We start from the raw sequence: 15007 nt of genomic DNA, 5'->3' as shown, positions 1-15007 counted from the left end.
CGACTACGGTCGGATATCCCCGGGCTTTCGGGGACGCAGCCCGCGCAGCGCGGTGGTGACGACCCGGTCGGCGAAGTCGTGGGTGAGCGGGCCGGTGCGCAGCAGCCATCGGTCGAGTACCGGGCCCCAGACGGCGGCGACGGCGACATCGAGGTCGATGTCGTCGGCGATCTCCCCGGCGGTTCGCGCGGATTCGAGGCGGCGGCGTTTGAGGGCGTCGACGGGGGCTTGCAGCCGGTCGCGGTAGGCGACGGCCAGCTCGTCGTCGTCCAGGATGGCACTGGTGAGGCCGCGCAGTGCGAGATCGAAATGCGGATCGGTGAGCTCGTCGACGGTGGCGCGCAGCACGAGGGTGAGGTCGGCGGCGAGGTCGCCGGTGTCGGGCAGCCCGGGATTCTCCCCGCCCGCCTCGCTGAGCAGCAGGAACGAGTCGAGTAGTACCGCGCCCTTGGACGGCCACCAGCGGTAGATCGTCTGCTTTCCGACACCCGCGCGGGCGGCGACGGCCTCGATGGTGAGTTTGGCATAGCCGATCTCGCCCGCGAGCTCGAAAGCGGCGGTGAGGATGGCGCGGCGCGAGGCCTCGTTGCGGCGGGTGACATCGGGCGTGGACCGGCTCATGGGAACCAGGGTAACAAGAGACGAGACGTTGCGTCTTGACATGGCGCCCGGATGTTGGCATGGTGTTACTCGTTAGGCGAGACGCAACGTCTCGTCTGGATAGGAGACCGACATGACCACCGCCGTATCCCCCCGCACCTGGTTCATCACCGGCGCCAGCCGTGGTCTCGGCCGCGCCTTCGCCGAGGCCGCCCTCGCCGCGGGGGACCGAGTGGTCGCCGCCGCCCGCACCCGCTCGGCCCTCGACGAACTCGCCGCCGCCCACCCGGGCCGGGTTCTTCCCCTCACTCTCGATGTCACCGACCGCGCCGCCGTGATCACCGCTGTCGAGCAGGCCGTGGCGCACTTCGGCCACCTCGACATCGTGGTGAACAACGCGGGCACCCTGTCGATGGGCATGATCGAGGAATTCACCGAGGACGAGGCACGCGCCCAGTTCGAGGTGAACTTCTTCGGTGCGCTGTGGGTGAGTCAGGCCGTCCTGCCGCACCTGCGGGCACGGCGTTCGGGCCACATCGTCCAGGTCTCGAGCATCGGTGGCCTGGCCGGTTTCCCGCTGTCGGGAATGTACGCCGCGAGCAAGTTCGCGCTCGAGGGCATGAGCGAGGCGCTCGCGCTCGAGGCGGCCGATTTCGGTGTGCGGGTGAGTATTCTGCAACCCGGCGGTTACTGGACCGAGCTCTACACGGCGATGCACAACACCGAACCGATGGAGGTCTACGCCTCGCTGCGCGCCCAACTGCAAGCCCAATGGGCCGAGGGGTCCGTCGACAGCGAACCGGCGCTGGCGGCCGAGGCACTGCTGAAGCTCGTCGGCTCCGACAACCCGCCGCGGCGCCTGCTGCTCGGGGACATGGTGTACGACTTGGCCTTCGACCTCACCCGCGCCAAGCTCGACACCTGGGCCGGGTGGGAGGAAACGAGCCGGGCCGCCGAACGTGCCGTGTCGGCACCGTCCTGACAGCCCGGGCGACGCTCACCGGCGGCGGGCGTCGCCCGGGGGACTAGGTGGTGACCGGCGTGCGGGTCGCCCGGTCGATCAGGTACTCCACCAGGTGGGTGAGCACCGCCTTGGCCGACGGCCGGTCGCGGGCATCGCACAGGATCACCGGGGTGTTCGGGTCCAGATCGAGTGCGTCGCGGACCTCGTCCACGGTGTAGCGGGGGGCACCGTCGAAGCAGTTCACCGCGATCAGGAACGGCAGCCCCCGCCGTTCGAAGAAGTCGACGGCGGCAAAGGAATTGCTCAGCCTGCGGGTGTCGGCGAGCACGATCGCACCGAGGGCACCGCGGCACAGCTCGTCCCACAGGAACCAGAAGCGGTCCTGGCCGGGCGTGCCGAACAGGTACAGCACCAGATCGCGGTCGATGGTGATGCGGCCGAAGTCGAGCGCGACCGTGGTCGTCGACTTCTGCTCCACCCCCGACAGATCGTCGACACCGGTGCTCACCTCGGTGATCAGCTCCTCGGTGCGCAGCGGCGCGATCTCGCTGATCGAGGAGACCATCGTGGTCTTGCCGACGCCGAAGCCACCGGCGATGAGGATCTTGACCGAGGCGGCGAGGTGCCTGCTCATGGTCGGGTCAAAGTTTTCGGATGCCATCCAGAACCGCTCGCAATACGTTGAGGTCCCCGGCGCCTGCCTCGGCCGCTACCGGAGCCCGGAAGATGAGGTGGCCGTCGCCGATGAGATCACCGACGAGGATCTTGGTCACCGCAAGAGGAAGTTTCAGCACGGCCGACACTTCGGCCACCGACTGCGGACGTTTGCACAACTGTGCGATCGTGCCGTACTCGGGTTCGGGCCTGCGCAGGGTCGGCGCGGGATGCACCGCGACGACCACTGTCAACATGTCCAGGTCGTGCGCCGCACCCATGGTGCGGCCGCGGGTCACCGCGTACGGCCGGACCAGGGGTCCGGCCGCGTCGTCGAACCACGGATCGCCGAGTCGAGTCATGGTGTCGCGTCCTATATTTCGGCCAGTCCGTGACGCGGTTCCGCCGACAGGTAGCTGCCGACCCGCTGCACGGTGAGGTTCATCTCGTAGGCGACCATCCCGAGGTTGGCCGACTCGGTGGCCTGCAACGCCAGGCAGGCGTTGTCACCGGCGGAGGTCACGAACAGGACGGCCCGATCGAGTTCGATCACGGCCTGGCGTACGCCGCCGCCGTCGAACCGGTTGCCCGCGCTGCGCGCGAGCCCGTAGAGCGTGGACGACATCGCCGCGAAATGCTCGGCGTCCTCACGCTTCATCTGCGTGGAGCGCCCGAGCAGCAGCCCGTCGGTGGACAGCACGACCGCGTATCGGACCCCTGCCAGCCGGTCGACGAGATCGTCGAGCAGCCAGTTGAGATCACCTGGTTGGGGAGAGTTCACCTCAGCCTTCCTGTTCGTCCTGGTGAGAGTTCGACAGGGGCTTGCGGCCCTGTCGAGTGCCGATCTCGATCGCGGACATCAGGTCGCGGGCCTGCTCGGCGGAGCGGGGACGCGGCGCGGGCGCGGTCGGTTCGGCGGTGGTCGGTTCCTCGGTGAGTTCGGGTCGCAGATTCGTCTGCCGTTGACGGCGAGGCAGCAGCGGCCTGCCGTCGGGGCCGGTCTCCGGCTGTGGCGCAGCTTCGGCCTCGACCACGCGGGTGTCCACGATCGGCTCGGCGGGCCGAGGTGCGGGCGGTTCGGCGACGAGGGTGGCCACCGGTGCCTGCTCGAGCGCGGCGGCGGGCGCCTGCTCGTGCGGGCGGGGTAGACCGCGGCGCAGCGGACCGGTCGTCGCGGGTGAGCTCGGCATCGCCGCCGCCCCGGCGAGCAGGTTCTGCGGGATGAGCACGATGGCGCGGATCCCGCCGTAGTCGGATTCGCTGAGGCGCACCGAAACACCGTGCGCGGTGGACAGTCTCGCGACCACGAACAGGCCGAGCCGCGAATCCGAGGACAGCGTGCCGACGCCGAAGTCCGGCGGGTCGGCGAGCATGTCGTTGTAGCGGGCCAGATCCTCGGGACTCATCCCCATGCCCTGGTCGGTGATCTCCACGACCACACCCTTGCCGACGATGTTGCCGCCCGCCTCCACGCGCGACTGCGGCGGGGAGAAGGCGGTGGCGTTGTCGACGAGTTCGGCGAGCAGGTGCACGAGGTCGGCGACCACGGTGCCGACGACATCGACCTCGGGCAGCTTGGTGACCCGCACGCGCGCGTAGTCGAGGGTCTCACCGATGGCGCTGCGCACGATGTCCATCAGCGGAATCGGGTTGCGCCACTGGCGACCCGGGCGGCCACCGCCGAGGATGATGAGGTTCTCGGCGTTGCGGCGTTCGCGGGTGGCCAGGTGGTCGAGCCGGAACAGGGTTTCCAGCAGCGCCGGATCCTCTTGGCTGCGTTCGGCTTCGTCGAGGATCTCGAGCTGACGGTGCACCACGATCTGGCTGCGGTGGGCGATGTTGAGGAACACCGCGCGCACCCCTTCACGGGTACGCGCCTCGTCGACGGCGGCGCGCAACGCGGCCGCGGCGGCGTGCTCGAACGCGTCGGCGACCTGGCCGATCTCGTCGCGGCCGAAGTCGAGCTTGGGGGCGATGTCGGCGGGCTCGACGTCACCGCCGTCGCGCAGGGTGCGCATGGTGGCGGGCAGTTGCTCGTCGGCCAGGGCCAGGGTTTCGGTGCGCAACCTGCGCAGGCGCCGGATGATCCGGTTGGCCAGGATCACCGCGATCAGGAACGCCAGCAGACTGACCACGACGACGCCGCCGCCCGCCAGGGCCGCGTTCACCTGGGCGCGCTGGGCGGTCTGCTCGGCCAGCTTCTGGATGTGGCTGTTGTGGGCGCCGTACGCCTCGACCATCGCCCGGTTGACTTCGGCTGCGGCGGTGTGCCATTCGGGGATCGACATGGGCAGGGCGGCGACGGTCTGTGTCCGAGTCGAGGAGGTGCTCGGCTGCTGCGGCGCCGCGAACCGGCTCACGATCGCCGACTCCATCGCGGCGAGCTGGGCGAAATGCGGTGAGGACATCATCGCGGTGATCGGGCCGCGCTCGTCCTCGTCGAGCTCGGTGACGATGGTCGCCAATTCGGTGTGGTAGTAGCCGATCTGGTTGACGAGTTCCTCGATCGGGATGCCCGTCGGGCCGTCGGCGGTCACCAGCGACAGGGAGATCGCGTTGCTGCGCGACATCGCCTCGGCCGCGTGCAGGATGCGGACACCCTCGGCCACGCCGGAGGCGACGACCGCGTCGGGGGCGGCACGTTCGGCCACCTTGGTGCCCTGGGTGAGCACGTCGAGCAGTCGGCTGTAGAAGGTGTACGCGTCGTTCGCGGGCAGCATCCGGGCGTCGGCGCCCTGGCGCACGCCGGTCAGGTGCGTGCCGAGAGTGTTGAATCCGCCCTTGTCGTCGCCGATTTCGGAGTCGTCGACCGCGCGGATGTCGGTGGAGATCTCGATCAGGCCCTGGAAGGCCGCGTCGAGGCGGGTCCTGGCGGGGCCCAGCGCTTCGGCGGCGGTGTCGTCACCGGCCAGATAGGCCAGGGTGAGCTGACGTTCCGACTGCACCGCTTCGATGAGCGCGCGGGTATAGGGGACGGCCGCCTGCATCTCCGACGCCCAGGTCTTGGCCTTGTTGCTCTCTTCGACCAGGTAGCCCGCCGTGCCGACGCCGACCACCACCAGGGTCAGACTGGGGATGAGAGCGATCGCCAGAATCCGGGTGCGAACACCGAGTCTCGCTAAGAACATCGCCATAACGTAACGGAATTGTTGCAGTGTTGCCGCACGGGTCTCGCTGAGCGAGACGCGATTTGGCATTCGGGCGAACTCGAGCTCACCCCGCCGGCTGAGCCGCGATGGCCCAGTCGGCGGGGGCTCGCCGTGGCCCGGCCCACCCGTGACGGGTGGGCCGGGTCAGGTCTTCTCCCCGCGCCTACAGCGTGCGGTCGGCGCCGGTGCGTGGTGGCGGCGCGGCGGCCAGGGCCGCGTTCTCCGCCGGGGTCAGCTGCCGCGCGCGCAGCACGAACCGCAGGCCGTGTGACGCTTCGAGGGACGGCTCGGCGGCGGGCCCACGGGTCACATCGATGGTGAGGTGGGTGTCCTTCCAGCACTCGAATTGTTCCGGGCTGATCCAGAATTCGGTGTGCCAGCTCAATCGGCCGAGCAGGATGTCGCTCTTCTCGATCGGGAACTGTCTGGTGGGTAAGCACAGCGGTGCGGCCTCGGCGGCGCAGTTCTCGCCGGTCTGGCGGAACAGCACCGGGCCGTTGTCCTCGATGACGCGGCGCAGCAGGTCCTGGGCGCGTTCGGTGATGTCAACGCGGTGGATCGTGTTCTGCATCAGAACATCCCTGGTGTCGTCGTCGAATGGCGCACCAGCAGATTCTTGGTCCGCTGATAGCGCCCGAGTAGCAATGCGGTGTACTCACCCGAGGTGGGCGCGGGGTGAGCGTGGTGGCAATTGGCCCACACCCGTCGGGTGCCGACCGCTCCCGCGAACCGGTGCGCGGTGCCGAGATCGCGGGTCCACACGCCCGCACCGAGACGGTGTGCGGTGTCGTCGGCGACCCGTACCGCTTCGTCGAGCGTATCGAAGCGGGTCACCCCGAGCACCGGACCGAAGATCTCCTCCTGGAAGATCCGCATCGAGTTGTCGCCTTCGAAGACGGTCGGCTCGATGTAGTACCCACCCGGTAGGCCGTCGACCTTGCGTGCTTCCCCTCCAGTCAGCACGCGGGCGCCTTCGGCTCTGCCGATGTCGAAGTAGGACAGGATCTTCTCGTATTGATCGTTACCGGCCTGGGCGCCGATCATCGTCTCGGTGTCGAGGGGATGACCGGACACGACGGCCTCGGTGCGGGCGATGCAGCGGGCGAGGAACTCGTCGTAGATCGACGAGTGGATCAGCGCCCGCGACGGGCACGTGCCGACCTCACCCTGGTTGGAAACGAAGGTCACGAATCCCTCGACGGCGCTGTCGAGGAACGCGTCGTCGGCGGCGAGCACATCGGCGGTGAAGACGTCGGCGCACTTGCCACCCAGCCGCACCGACACCGGAACGATGTTCTCGGCGGCGTGGCGCAGGATCAGCCGCGCCGTGCCGGTCTCGCCGGTGAAGGTCAGCTTGTCCAGGTGCGGATCGCGCGCCAGCGCCACGCCCGCCTCCGCCCCGAAACCGTTGACCACGTTGAGCACACCGTCGGGCAGCAGGTCGGCGATCAGCTCGACGACGAGCAGCAGTGAGGCCGGGGTCTGCTCGGCCGGTTTGAGCACCACGCAGTTGCCCGCCGCGAGCGCGGGCGCGAGTTCCCATGCGGCGGTGCGGATCGGGTGGTTCCACGGCAAGATGTGCCCGACGACACCGAGCGGCGCGAACAGGTGGTAGGCCACGGTGTCGCGGTCGACCGTGGAGATCGTGCCCTCCTGTCCGCGCAGCATCCCGGCGAGATACCGGAAGTGGTCGACGGCCGAGGGCAGATCGGTGCGCAGGGTCTCGCGAACCGGTTTGCCGTTGTCCCAGGTCTCGGCCACCGCGAGTGGTTCGATGCTGTTCTCGATGCGGTCGGCGATGGCGAGCAGGATGCCCGCGCGGTCGGCCGGGGAGCAGGCGGCCCACCCCGGGGCGGCGCGACGGGCGGCGGTGACCGCCAGGTCGATGTCGGCGGCGGTGGAACGGGCGACGGCGCAAAAGGTCTCACCGTCGACGGGCGAGGTGTTGTCGAAGTAGCGGCCTTCGACGGGGGCGACCCATTCGCCTCCGATGAAGTTGTCGTATCGGGCGGCATAGCTGACTATGCCGGTATCCGATCCGGGCTTGCCGTAGATCATGCGTCTCGCTCCTCGCGACCTCGTGCGTGGTGGGACACACTATGGTCGGCGAAGGTTGGTGCGAGGTTGGTGCTGCTGTTCGCGCAGGTCAGCCCTGCCGTGCGGTGTACAGGCGGGCGGTGACCACGGCCCGGCGGACGTCGTCGCGTGGCAGCAGCCGCAGGGCGTGCTCGTGCACGGCGACGTCGGCGGGGCAGCGCTGCCCGAAGGCCACCGCGTGCTCGGGGCGGTCGCTGGCCAGCACCGCGTCCCGGAGACCGACGTCGAGGTGGTCGCGCCACTGGTGCACGCCCGGCAGGTCCGAGCCGGGCAGCAGTGGTCCGCGATACAGCCACAGCGCCGAGGTGAGATCGCCGCCCTCGATGGCCGCGAGCAGTTCCACCGCGTCACACGACACCGCGCCGGTGAGCATGTAGCGCCGGTTGGCGATCTCGCCCCTGGTCGCCCGGCGCAGATGGGAGACATCGGCTTTGAGCGTGTTCAACGATACCGCGCGGTCGCCGTAGACGGCGGCGTGCAGCTGCTCGGGTGTGTAGCCGTCGGGTTCGAGAGCGAGCAGAGCCATGATCTCGAGCTGACGCGGCGGCAGCGGGACGGGTCGACCGTCGCGCAGCAGCCTTGCGGCGCCGAGGCATTCGAGCCGAACACCGGGGATGGGGGTGGGTGCCTCGGCCCGCAGCATGGTCTCCACCGCCGTGACGAGGGCGCGCACCGAGGTCATCACCATGGGGTGTGAGCGTTCCCAGGTCGAGGACAGGTCGAGCACGCCGACGGTGCGACCGTCGGGTCCGTGGATGGGCGCGGAGTAACAGACCCACCCGTGCAGGGCGGCCACCAGGTGTTCGGCGGAGAACACGGTGCAGGCCTGGTCGTCGTGCAGGGCCAGCGACAGCCCGTTGGTGCCCATGTGGCTTTCGTCCCACACTCCGCCGGGCGCGAAGTTCACCTGCTCACCCTGGCGGCGCAGCGTGCGATCGCCCGCGGTCCACAGGATGGTCCCCGATTCGTCACTGACGACGGCGAGATAGCCGGAATCCTCGGCGATTCCACGCAATTGGCCCGCCAGCTCGGTGACCGGCCGACGCAGCGGCGACTCGCGCCAGCGGCCGCTGATGTCGTCGAGTCCGGGGGCCACGGTCTGGGCCGGGTCGACGGTGTGCAGCGAACGCTGCCAGGACCGGGCCACCTCCCGGCGCACAGCGCCGGTGTCGCGGGGCAGTCGCAGCGGGCGTGAGGGGGCGGCGAGGCGGTTCCACTGCTTCTCGATCGCGCCGCGATAGTCCGCGAGCCCGTCGGGCCTGGGCGATCCGGGGATCGGATCGTCGGGTGTGCCCACGTTCACTCCCTGCTCGTCGGTGGCTGTTCCTGTTTATCAGGTGTGCCACCGAGACGGGTCCGGATTGTCTGCGGACTACCGGGTCACCGGGGTGTGCCCTGTCGCGTCGGCTTGACGAGCGGTCGGCTATTTGTTCAGGAACAGCCCGGCGATATCGGCGTTCTTGATCGGGGTGTCGATATTGCGCTGGCCCGCGCACAGCAGATCGACCTGCACGATCATCGAGTCGACCACCGTGCCCGCCGGTTCGTTGTCGTTGCCGGTCTTCTCCTTGATCGCCTTGGTGATGGTGATCCGCTTCGTGTCCGGTTCCTGATCGATGTAGTCCCGGCAGGGGGTGTCGCCGCCCTGGTTGAGCAGGCGCTCCACGTCGGAGCAGCCGGTCGCCAGTGCCGCCAGCACCGCGAGTCCGACCGCGACGGCGCCGGTCCGGGTGGCGTGCATGGTTCCTCCTGAAAGGTCGCGCCCGGTACGGCTTGCCCGGGTCCGCTCCAGACTAGATGCCGATCGCGGCGGGCCAGGAGGAGGTGGCGGAGCGTGTCCACGGAGGACTCGTCGAAGGCAGCGGTCAACTGCGGTGGATGCGCAACGGCACGAGCAGTTCTGCGGCCGTGAGCGATCCGTGATGGCCGGGCATCTGTGATTGCAGTGGCTCGGCACCGCTGCGGATCACCCCGCTCGTTCCGGTCGCGACCACCACGAGATCACCGATCCGGGCGGCCACCTCCGGGTGCACGCGCGGGCCGAACCACCCCGCCTCGACGACCTGGGCGCGAGTGCGCACCACGAACTCCTCACCCAGCGTGTCCGCCCAGGTGTCGGCGACCGATTCGGCGGCCCCCGCCTCGGTGTACACGTGGCGGGCGCGCGGTTCACCACCGAGTGCGCGCACACCCTGGGACAGGTGCGGATGGGTGTCGAAGTCGATGCGGTGCACCAGCGGCACCATGCCGTGATCGGCGGTGACGATCAGCGCCGAGCGCGGTGGCAGGTTGTCTGCCAACGTTGCCGCGATCCGGTCCACATTGGCCAGCTCGAACCGCCACGCCCCGGTCTCGGGGCCGCGCGCGTGTCCGGTGGTGTCGAGATCCGAATGATAGGTGTAGACAAGGGTTTTCGGTGACAACCCGAGCGCGGTGCGGACACCGTCGACCAGATCGCCCACCGAGAAGGCCGTCCGGAACGCGCCACCGCGCCAGCCTGCCCGGGTGAGACCCGAACCGTCCTGGTAGCTCGGTGCCACCTGTACCGCCGTGATCCCGGCGGCCGTGGCGCGCTCGAAGGCGGTGCGGTGCGGCTGGATTCGCTCCGGGGGGAACTCGGCGAGCGCGTCGCCCTTCGGCCCGTCACCGGTGAGCTGCCAGCGCAGGCCGTTGAACAGGCGGTCCTGCCCCGGCAGCTGGAAGGTGTAGCCGACGGTGCCGTGTTCGCCCGGCGGCAGACCGGTGCCGAGCGTGGTCAGGCTGGTCGCCGTCGTACTCGGGAACCCGGCATCGAGCGTGGCTGCGGGCAGTCCCGAAAGGAACGGTGCCGCAGCGCTTTCGGCGGCCAGCGCGGTCGCGCCGAGGCCGTCGACGAGCAGCACGCACACGTGGTCGACATCCAGCTCGAGACCGAGGTGGTCGTGCTCGCCGGGCGCGCCGAGGCACGCCAGGATCGAGGGGAGCAGGTCGGCCAGTGACGCGTGGCCGTAACGCGGGAGGAGAAGTTCGTTCACGCCTGTCCGGTCTCGAAGCGGCTGATGAGGCCGTTGCGCACGTCGAACCGCCAGGTGGTGCGCATCGAACCCCAGCGGCTGTTGGTGTATTCGGCGGTGAACTCGAGACCGTCGGCTTCCACCGTGTCGACCTCGAGATGCCCGTTGGCACTGAAGATCTCGGCCTCGGTCCACTGCGTGAGATTGCGTTCCACGCCGTCGTCGGACATGGTGGCCTCTTCGGCGAGTACGCCGTAGAAGCGGTCGGTGTCCTGGGCGTTGAGCGCGTCGACGAACACCTCGACCGCGGGATCGAGTTTCACACTCTCAGCCATGGGGGCCTCCTGCTCGGGTTCGGGCGCACTGGGGTAGAACAGCCTTACCCACTCTAGGGCCGCTCCTACACCCGCACCGCGAAATTCAGGTGCGCGTGGCGACGATCGTCGCGAAGGCGCGCATGATCTCGTCGACGAGGTCGGGTGCGTTGGTTCCCAGCTGTTCACTGCGCTTTTCGAGATGGCCGTCGAGCCACAGCGAGGCCAGGCCGTGTCCGAGACTCCACCAGGCCACGGCCAGCGTGTCGGCCTGGTCCGCCGGAAGCTGTCCGGCGGCCACGCATTCGGTGACGGTGTCGACGAGCACGCCGAAGGCGGTGTCCCCGGCGTGGGCGGCATCGGGATGTTTGTCCGGTTGCGACAGTTCCGGCCGGAACATCAGCCGGAACAGTGCCGGATTCTCGCGCGAGAAGCGGACGTAGGCGGCGCCGAGTGCGGTGAGCGCGGCGCGGGGGCTGCTCGCCTGCGCTTTCGTCGCGATCATGTCCTCGGCCAGGCGCTGGAATCCGTCGACCGACAGCGCCGACAGCAGTGCGGCGCGGTCGGCGAAGTGGTGGTACGGCGCGCCACTGCTCACCCCGGCCTCGCGCGCGACCCGGCGCAGGCTCACCGCCGCGAGTCCCTCGCTCTCGATCAGGCGCAGGCAGGCCGCCATGAGGGTGGCTCGCAGGTCGCCGTGGTGGTAACTGGTGCGCTTCACTCTCCGAGCCTAAGCGACTGGTCGGACGAAATTGCCACTGGACAGCGCATCTATGCGGTGCTTAGATTATCTGAGCACCGCTCAGATGGGTGGGGCTTCTCCGAGTGAAACGGATGAACACCATGACCGCAAGGGTTCTCGTCACCGGCGCCACCGGCTTCGTCGCCGGGCACTGCGTCGCCGAACTGCTCGACCACGGATACGCGGTGCGTGGCACCGTGCGCGATCTGGACGCCACCGCCAAGCGCGCCCACCTGACCGAGCTGGCCCGGCGCACCGGTGCCGATCTCGAATTCGTCGCCGCGACGCTCGACGACGACGCGGGCTGGGCCGAGGCCGTGGTCGGCTGCGACACGGTGCTGCACGTCGCCTCCCCGTTCCCCGACAGCCCGCCCGAGGACGAACAGGACCTCATCCGGCCCGCCGTGCAGGGGACACTGCGGGTGTTGCGCGCGGCAGCGGCGGCCGGGGTGCGCCGGGTCGTGCTCACCTCGTCGGTGGCGGCGATCGCCTACGGCCACGACAACGAGAATGTGCGAACCGAGAACGACTGGTCGGTCGTCGACCGGATTCCGGCGTACCAGAAGAGCAAGACCCTCGCGGAGCGCGCGGCGTGGGACTACGTCGAATCGCTCGGGGACGCCAGCGATCTCGAATTGGTCGTGGTGAACCCCGGCATGATTCTCGGGCCATTGCTCGAGCCCCGGATCAGCACCTCCCACGTGGCGATCCAGCGTCTGCTCGCCCGCGATGTGCCTGGTTCGGTTCGCACGGGCTGGTCTCCGGTCGACGTGCGCGACCTCGCCGTCGCCCACCGGCTGGCCATGGAAGTGCCCGAGGCGGCGGGCAACCGCTACATCTGCGGCGGTGAGCCGCTGTGGATGGCGGAGCTGGCGAATCTGCTCGCCCGCGACTTCGGTGCCAAGGGATTCCGGGTACCGACGCGAGTCCTGCCCAACATTGTGGTCCGCCTGGTCGCGGTCTTCGACAAGACCGTCCGCCTGACCGTCCCCGTCCTGGATCGCGCCGAACGGGTGAGTGCCGAGAAGGCCCGCCGCGAACTCGGCTGGACCATGCGCCCCGTGCGGGAGACGATCCGCGACACCGCCGACAGCCTGATCGCCTTCGGTGTCGTCACCGCACCGGGCGCGCGACGATCAGCGCCCGGCGTCGCCGCCGGAACCCACTGAGCGGGCGGGGGATCACCATGCTCGTCACTGCGCTGTTCCTGACCGTCATCGGTATGTTCCGGCGGTTCAGACGCCGCCCGTCGCGTGACTCGCTTCCTGCGGTGCCCTTGGTCGCCGCACCGAGGTTCGGCACCGCCCGCTCCGTGGCGACCTGGATCCGTGGACGCGCCGAGGTGGCCACCCGCGGAATGCGCGAACACTGGCGCACGCTGTCGGCCTCGGCCGCGACGCTCGCCCTGGTCGTCCTGGGAACCCAATTGGCCTGCGTCTGAATCACAGTCCACGTGCCGGTCGGTCAGTGCCGGACCAGGTTCACCCTGCACCAGGGTCGGCCGTCGGAGCGAATTCGGCTCGGGCGGGGGTGGAGGGTCAGCGCCATTCCTGGCGTTGGAGATCGAGGATCACCGGGTGCATGAGGGTGGAGACCGCGGGGTCCTGCGCGCGGCGGTCCGGGGGGAAGACGGTGGCGGCGGCCAAGGTGGTGTCGTCCAGCGAGCGCAGGGGAGCGGGGGAGCGCAGGGTGGCGGGTGGGCGCTCGCCCACCGCCGCGAGGATGAAGCCCCAGTCGCCGAAACTCGGGACGTCCACGTGGAATGGGGTGGTGCGCAGGCCCGCGGCGCGCAGGGTGGCATCGATGGTCCAGAAGGAGCGGGGTGCGAAGAACGGTGAGCCGGACTGCACCACCACGCGGGCGCCGGGGGTGAGCACGCTCGCGGTCATCGCGTAGAACTCCTGCGAGTACAGCTTGGCGACCGAGGTCTGGTCGGGGTCGGGCAGGTCGACGATCACCGCGTCGAAAAGCCCTGGCGCACCGCGCAACCAGTTGAACGCGTCGGCGTTGACCACCCGCACCCTCGGGTCGTCGAAGGCGTTCCGGTTCAGCTCGGTGAGCCGGTCGTCGGTGCGGGCCAACTCGATCATCGCGGGGTCGAGCTCGACCAGGGTGACCTGCTCCACGTCGGGGTAGCGCAGGATCTCCCGCAGGGCGAGCCCGTCGCCGCCACCGAGAACCAGTACCGATCGGCGCGTCCCGGCGAGGACCGGATGCACCAGCGCCTCGTGATAGCGGTACTCGTCGACCGAGGAGAACTGCAGGCCGCCGTTGAGGAACAGCCGGGTGTCGGTGGTGGCGAACGGCGAGAACGACTCGGTGAGCACGATCTGCTGGTAGGGCGTGCGGGTCTGCCACACGATCGGATGCGCGAACAGCGCCTGCTGCGCGGTGGCCTCGAACCGGTCGGCGTACAGGTAGGCGCCCGACAGGCCGCAGGCGACCACGGCGGTGGTGGCGATCAGTGTGTGCCGGGCGGCGCGGGTCATCCGGTCGCGAAAGAAGAAGAACGCCAATGCCAGACCGGCGATCGCGTTCACCACACCAACCACGAGGCTGCCCCGGATCTGCCCGAACACCGGCAGCAGCAGGAACGGGAACGCGAGTCCACCCAGCAGCGCGCCCACGTAGTCGGCGGCGAACAGGTCGGCCACCGCACTGCTGGCCTCCTGCTTGCGCACCTGCTGCAACAGTTCCATCAGCAGCGGGATCTCGGCACCGACGAGCATCCCGATCACCGCCGCCGCGACGACGAGCGCGGCGGTGTACACATTGAGCCAGGCGTAGCTGGCGTAGAGCGCCGCGACCGACAACCCGCCGATCACCGCCAGTGCCAATTCCACCGCGACGAACGCGGCGGCGGCGTGCGGGCGCAGCGGTTTGGCGATCAACGCGCCCACACCCATCGCGCACACCATCACGCTCAACGTGATCGAGGCCTGCGCGGCGGTGTCACCGATCAGGTAGCTGCCGAGGGTCACCAGCGACAGCTCGTACACCAGACCACAGGCGGCGCAGACGAAGACCGTCGCCAGCAGCGCCGCCCGGGCCAGGCGGTGGGTGGGCATCAGGTGAGGCCCGCGGCCACCACCAGCGCGACGGCGACATGCGCGGACGCGGTCACCCAGACCGCCGGGTGCGGTTCGGGATCGGCGACCACGGTCCGGAAATCACCCGGGGTGAGCGCGTCGAGCAGCACGAACGCCAACGCCATCGCGGCCAGCCCGATCACGCCGTACACCGCGCTCGCCAGCAGCGCCTTGAGGATCTCCCCGTCGGAGGTCCAGATGGCGGTGGCGACGATGATGCCGGTGCCGAACAGGTTCGAGGCCAGCAGGATCGCGGCGTTGCGGTTGCGTTCGATCCAGATCTGGGCGCGCAGGTCGCCCGGGGTGAGTAGGTCGACGAGCCCGAATCCGACGGCCATCAACACGATTCCCACCGCGGAATAGGCGAGCGCGGCGCCCGCGTCCGCCCCCAGTTCGGCGAGCATG

At 69.4% G+C, this 15007-nt stretch carries 17 protein-coding genes; 3 read left to right on the top strand and 14 right to left on the bottom strand.

All coding sequences use genetic code 11. From position 1 onward, the window contains the following. Positions 1 to 3: 3 nt before the first annotated feature. Positions 4 to 621 carry a TetR/AcrR family transcriptional regulator gene (locus NC7_RS24160; protein ID WP_067986948.1) on the bottom strand — a complete coding sequence of 206 codons (618 nt, stop codon included), beginning with the start codon at positions 619 to 621 and terminating at the stop codon, positions 4 to 6. A gap of 112 nt (positions 622 to 733) precedes the next feature. On the opposite strand from NC7_RS24160, the gene NC7_RS24155 reads away from it, so the two are divergent. Further along, positions 734 to 1582 carry an SDR family NAD(P)-dependent oxidoreductase gene (locus NC7_RS24155; RefSeq protein WP_067986946.1) on the top strand — a complete coding sequence of 283 codons (849 nt, stop codon included), beginning with the start codon at positions 734 to 736 and terminating at the stop codon, positions 1580 to 1582. A gap of 43 nt (positions 1583 to 1625) precedes the next feature. On the opposite strand, the gene NC7_RS24150 is transcribed toward NC7_RS24155, so the two are convergent. The 11 genes from NC7_RS24150 to NC7_RS24100 all read right to left on the bottom strand — a co-directional run bounded on the left by NC7_RS24150 (position 1626) and on the right by NC7_RS24100 (position 11492). Next, positions 1626 to 2225, bottom strand: a complete 600-nt coding sequence (locus NC7_RS24150) for a GTP-binding protein (protein ID WP_067492229.1) — start codon at positions 2223 to 2225, stop codon at positions 1626 to 1628. After that, entirely contained in the window at positions 2206 to 2580 is a 375-nt protein-coding gene (locus NC7_RS24145) for a DUF742 domain-containing protein (protein WP_067492230.1), read from the bottom strand. The genes NC7_RS24150 and NC7_RS24145 overlap by 20 nt, the downstream gene beginning before the upstream one ends. Positions 2581 to 2591: 11 nt before the next feature. Next, positions 2592 to 2999, bottom strand: coding sequence for a roadblock/LC7 domain-containing protein (locus tag NC7_RS24140; protein ID WP_067986944.1), 408 nt, complete (start codon positions 2997 to 2999; stop codon positions 2592 to 2594). 1 nt (position 3000) lies between these two features. Beyond that, complete coding sequence (locus NC7_RS24135) at positions 3001 to 5346, bottom strand: sensor histidine kinase (RefSeq protein WP_067987033.1); 2346 nt, start codon at positions 5344 to 5346, stop codon at positions 3001 to 3003. A gap of 184 nt (positions 5347 to 5530) precedes the next feature. After that, entirely contained in the window at positions 5531 to 5938 is a 408-nt protein-coding gene (locus NC7_RS24130) for a DUF779 domain-containing protein (protein ID WP_067986942.1), read from the bottom strand. Further along, entirely contained in the window at positions 5938 to 7425 is a 1488-nt protein-coding gene (locus tag NC7_RS24125; protein ID WP_067986940.1) for an aldehyde dehydrogenase family protein, read from the bottom strand. Before NC7_RS24125 ends, NC7_RS24130 begins: the two co-directional genes overlap by 1 nt. Positions 7426 to 7513: 88 nt before the next feature. After that, entirely contained in the window at positions 7514 to 8761 is a 1248-nt protein-coding gene (locus NC7_RS24120; RefSeq protein ID WP_307613820.1) for a transcriptional regulator, read from the bottom strand. Between the two features lie 126 nt (positions 8762 to 8887). Then, complete coding sequence (locus NC7_RS24115) at positions 8888 to 9205, bottom strand: hypothetical protein (protein WP_067986937.1); 318 nt, start codon at positions 9203 to 9205, stop codon at positions 8888 to 8890. Positions 9206 to 9329: 124 nt separating this feature from the next. Continuing rightward, positions 9330 to 10478, bottom strand: coding sequence for an alkaline phosphatase family protein (locus tag NC7_RS24110; protein WP_084458755.1), 1149 nt, complete (start codon positions 10476 to 10478; stop codon positions 9330 to 9332). Then, positions 10475 to 10792, bottom strand: a complete 318-nt coding sequence (locus NC7_RS24105) for a nuclear transport factor 2 family protein (protein ID WP_067986935.1) — start codon at positions 10790 to 10792, stop codon at positions 10475 to 10477. The genes NC7_RS24110 and NC7_RS24105 overlap by 4 nt, the downstream gene beginning before the upstream one ends. An 85-nt stretch (positions 10793 to 10877) precedes the next feature. After that, on the bottom strand, positions 10878 to 11492 hold the full coding sequence (locus tag NC7_RS24100) for a TetR/AcrR family transcriptional regulator (RefSeq protein WP_067986932.1): 615 nt from the start codon (positions 11490 to 11492) through the stop codon (positions 10878 to 10880). A 122-nt stretch (positions 11493 to 11614) separates the two neighbouring features. Here NC7_RS24100 and NC7_RS24095 point away from each other — a divergent pair, with 122 nt between their 5' ends. After that, positions 11615 to 12682 (top strand): NAD-dependent epimerase/dehydratase family protein, encoded by a 1068-nt coding sequence (locus NC7_RS24095; protein ID WP_067987030.1) that lies wholly within the window; start codon positions 11615 to 11617, stop codon positions 12680 to 12682. Between the two features lie 17 nt (positions 12683 to 12699). Beyond that, positions 12700 to 12954, top strand: a complete 255-nt coding sequence (locus NC7_RS24090; RefSeq protein ID WP_067986929.1) for a hypothetical protein — start codon at positions 12700 to 12702, stop codon at positions 12952 to 12954. A gap of 97 nt (positions 12955 to 13051) precedes the next feature. Here the strand turns inward: NC7_RS24090 and NC7_RS24085 are convergent, their stop codons facing one another. Continuing rightward, positions 13052 to 14581, bottom strand: a complete 1530-nt coding sequence (locus tag NC7_RS24085) for a polyamine aminopropyltransferase (protein ID WP_067986926.1) — start codon at positions 14579 to 14581, stop codon at positions 13052 to 13054. After that, positions 14581 to 15006: a DUF350 domain-containing protein gene (locus NC7_RS24080; RefSeq protein ID WP_067986924.1), complete on the bottom strand. Its 426-nt coding sequence runs from the start codon at positions 15004 to 15006 to the stop codon at positions 14581 to 14583. Before NC7_RS24080 ends, NC7_RS24085 begins: the two co-directional genes overlap by 1 nt. Position 15007: the final 1 nt, after the last annotated feature.

Origin of the sequence: Nocardia caishijiensis NBRC 108228, assembly GCF_001612825.1 — a bacterium.
Taxonomy (GTDB): Bacteria; Actinomycetota; Actinomycetes; order Mycobacteriales; family Mycobacteriaceae; genus Nocardia; species Nocardia caishijiensis.
This window is presented reverse-complemented; position numbering and strand designations above follow the sequence as displayed.

Bases quoted from the DNA above. Each gene is read 5' to 3' on its own strand.
- NC7_RS24160 (WP_067986948.1), bottom strand. From the start codon at position 621: ATGAGCCGGTCCACGCCCGATGTCACCCGCCGCAACGAGGCCTCGCGC.
- NC7_RS24155 (WP_067986946.1), top strand. From the start codon at position 734: ATGACCACCGCCGTATCCCCCCGCACCTGGTTCATCACCGGCGCCAGC.
- NC7_RS24150 (WP_067492229.1), bottom strand. From the start codon at position 2,225: ATGGCATCCGAAAACTTTGACCCGACCATGAGCAGGCACCTCGCCGCC.
- NC7_RS24145 (WP_067492230.1), bottom strand. From the start codon at position 2,580: ATGACTCGACTCGGCGATCCGTGGTTCGACGACGCGGCCGGACCCCTG.
- NC7_RS24135 (WP_067987033.1), bottom strand. From the start codon at position 5,346: ATGTTCTTAGCGAGACTCGGTGTTCGCACCCGGATTCTGGCGATCGCT.
- NC7_RS24130 (WP_067986942.1), bottom strand. From the start codon at position 5,938: ATGCAGAACACGATCCACCGCGTTGACATCACCGAACGCGCCCAGGAC.
- NC7_RS24125 (WP_067986940.1), bottom strand. From the start codon at position 7,425: ATGATCTACGGCAAGCCCGGATCGGATACCGGCATAGTCAGCTATGCC.
- NC7_RS24115 (WP_067986937.1), bottom strand. From the start codon at position 9,205: ATGCACGCCACCCGGACCGGCGCCGTCGCGGTCGGACTCGCGGTGCTG.
- NC7_RS24105 (WP_067986935.1), bottom strand. From the start codon at position 10,792: ATGGCTGAGAGTGTGAAACTCGATCCCGCGGTCGAGGTGTTCGTCGAC.
- NC7_RS24095 (WP_067987030.1), top strand. From the start codon at position 11,615: ATGACCGCAAGGGTTCTCGTCACCGGCGCCACCGGCTTCGTCGCCGGG.
- NC7_RS24090 (WP_067986929.1), top strand. From the start codon at position 12,700: ATGCTCGTCACTGCGCTGTTCCTGACCGTCATCGGTATGTTCCGGCGG.
- NC7_RS24085 (WP_067986926.1), bottom strand. From the start codon at position 14,581: ATGCCCACCCACCGCCTGGCCCGGGCGGCGCTGCTGGCGACGGTCTTC.
- NC7_RS24080 (WP_067986924.1), bottom strand. From the start codon at position 15,006: ATGCTCGCCGAACTGGGGGCGGACGCGGGCGCCGCGCTCGCCTATTCC.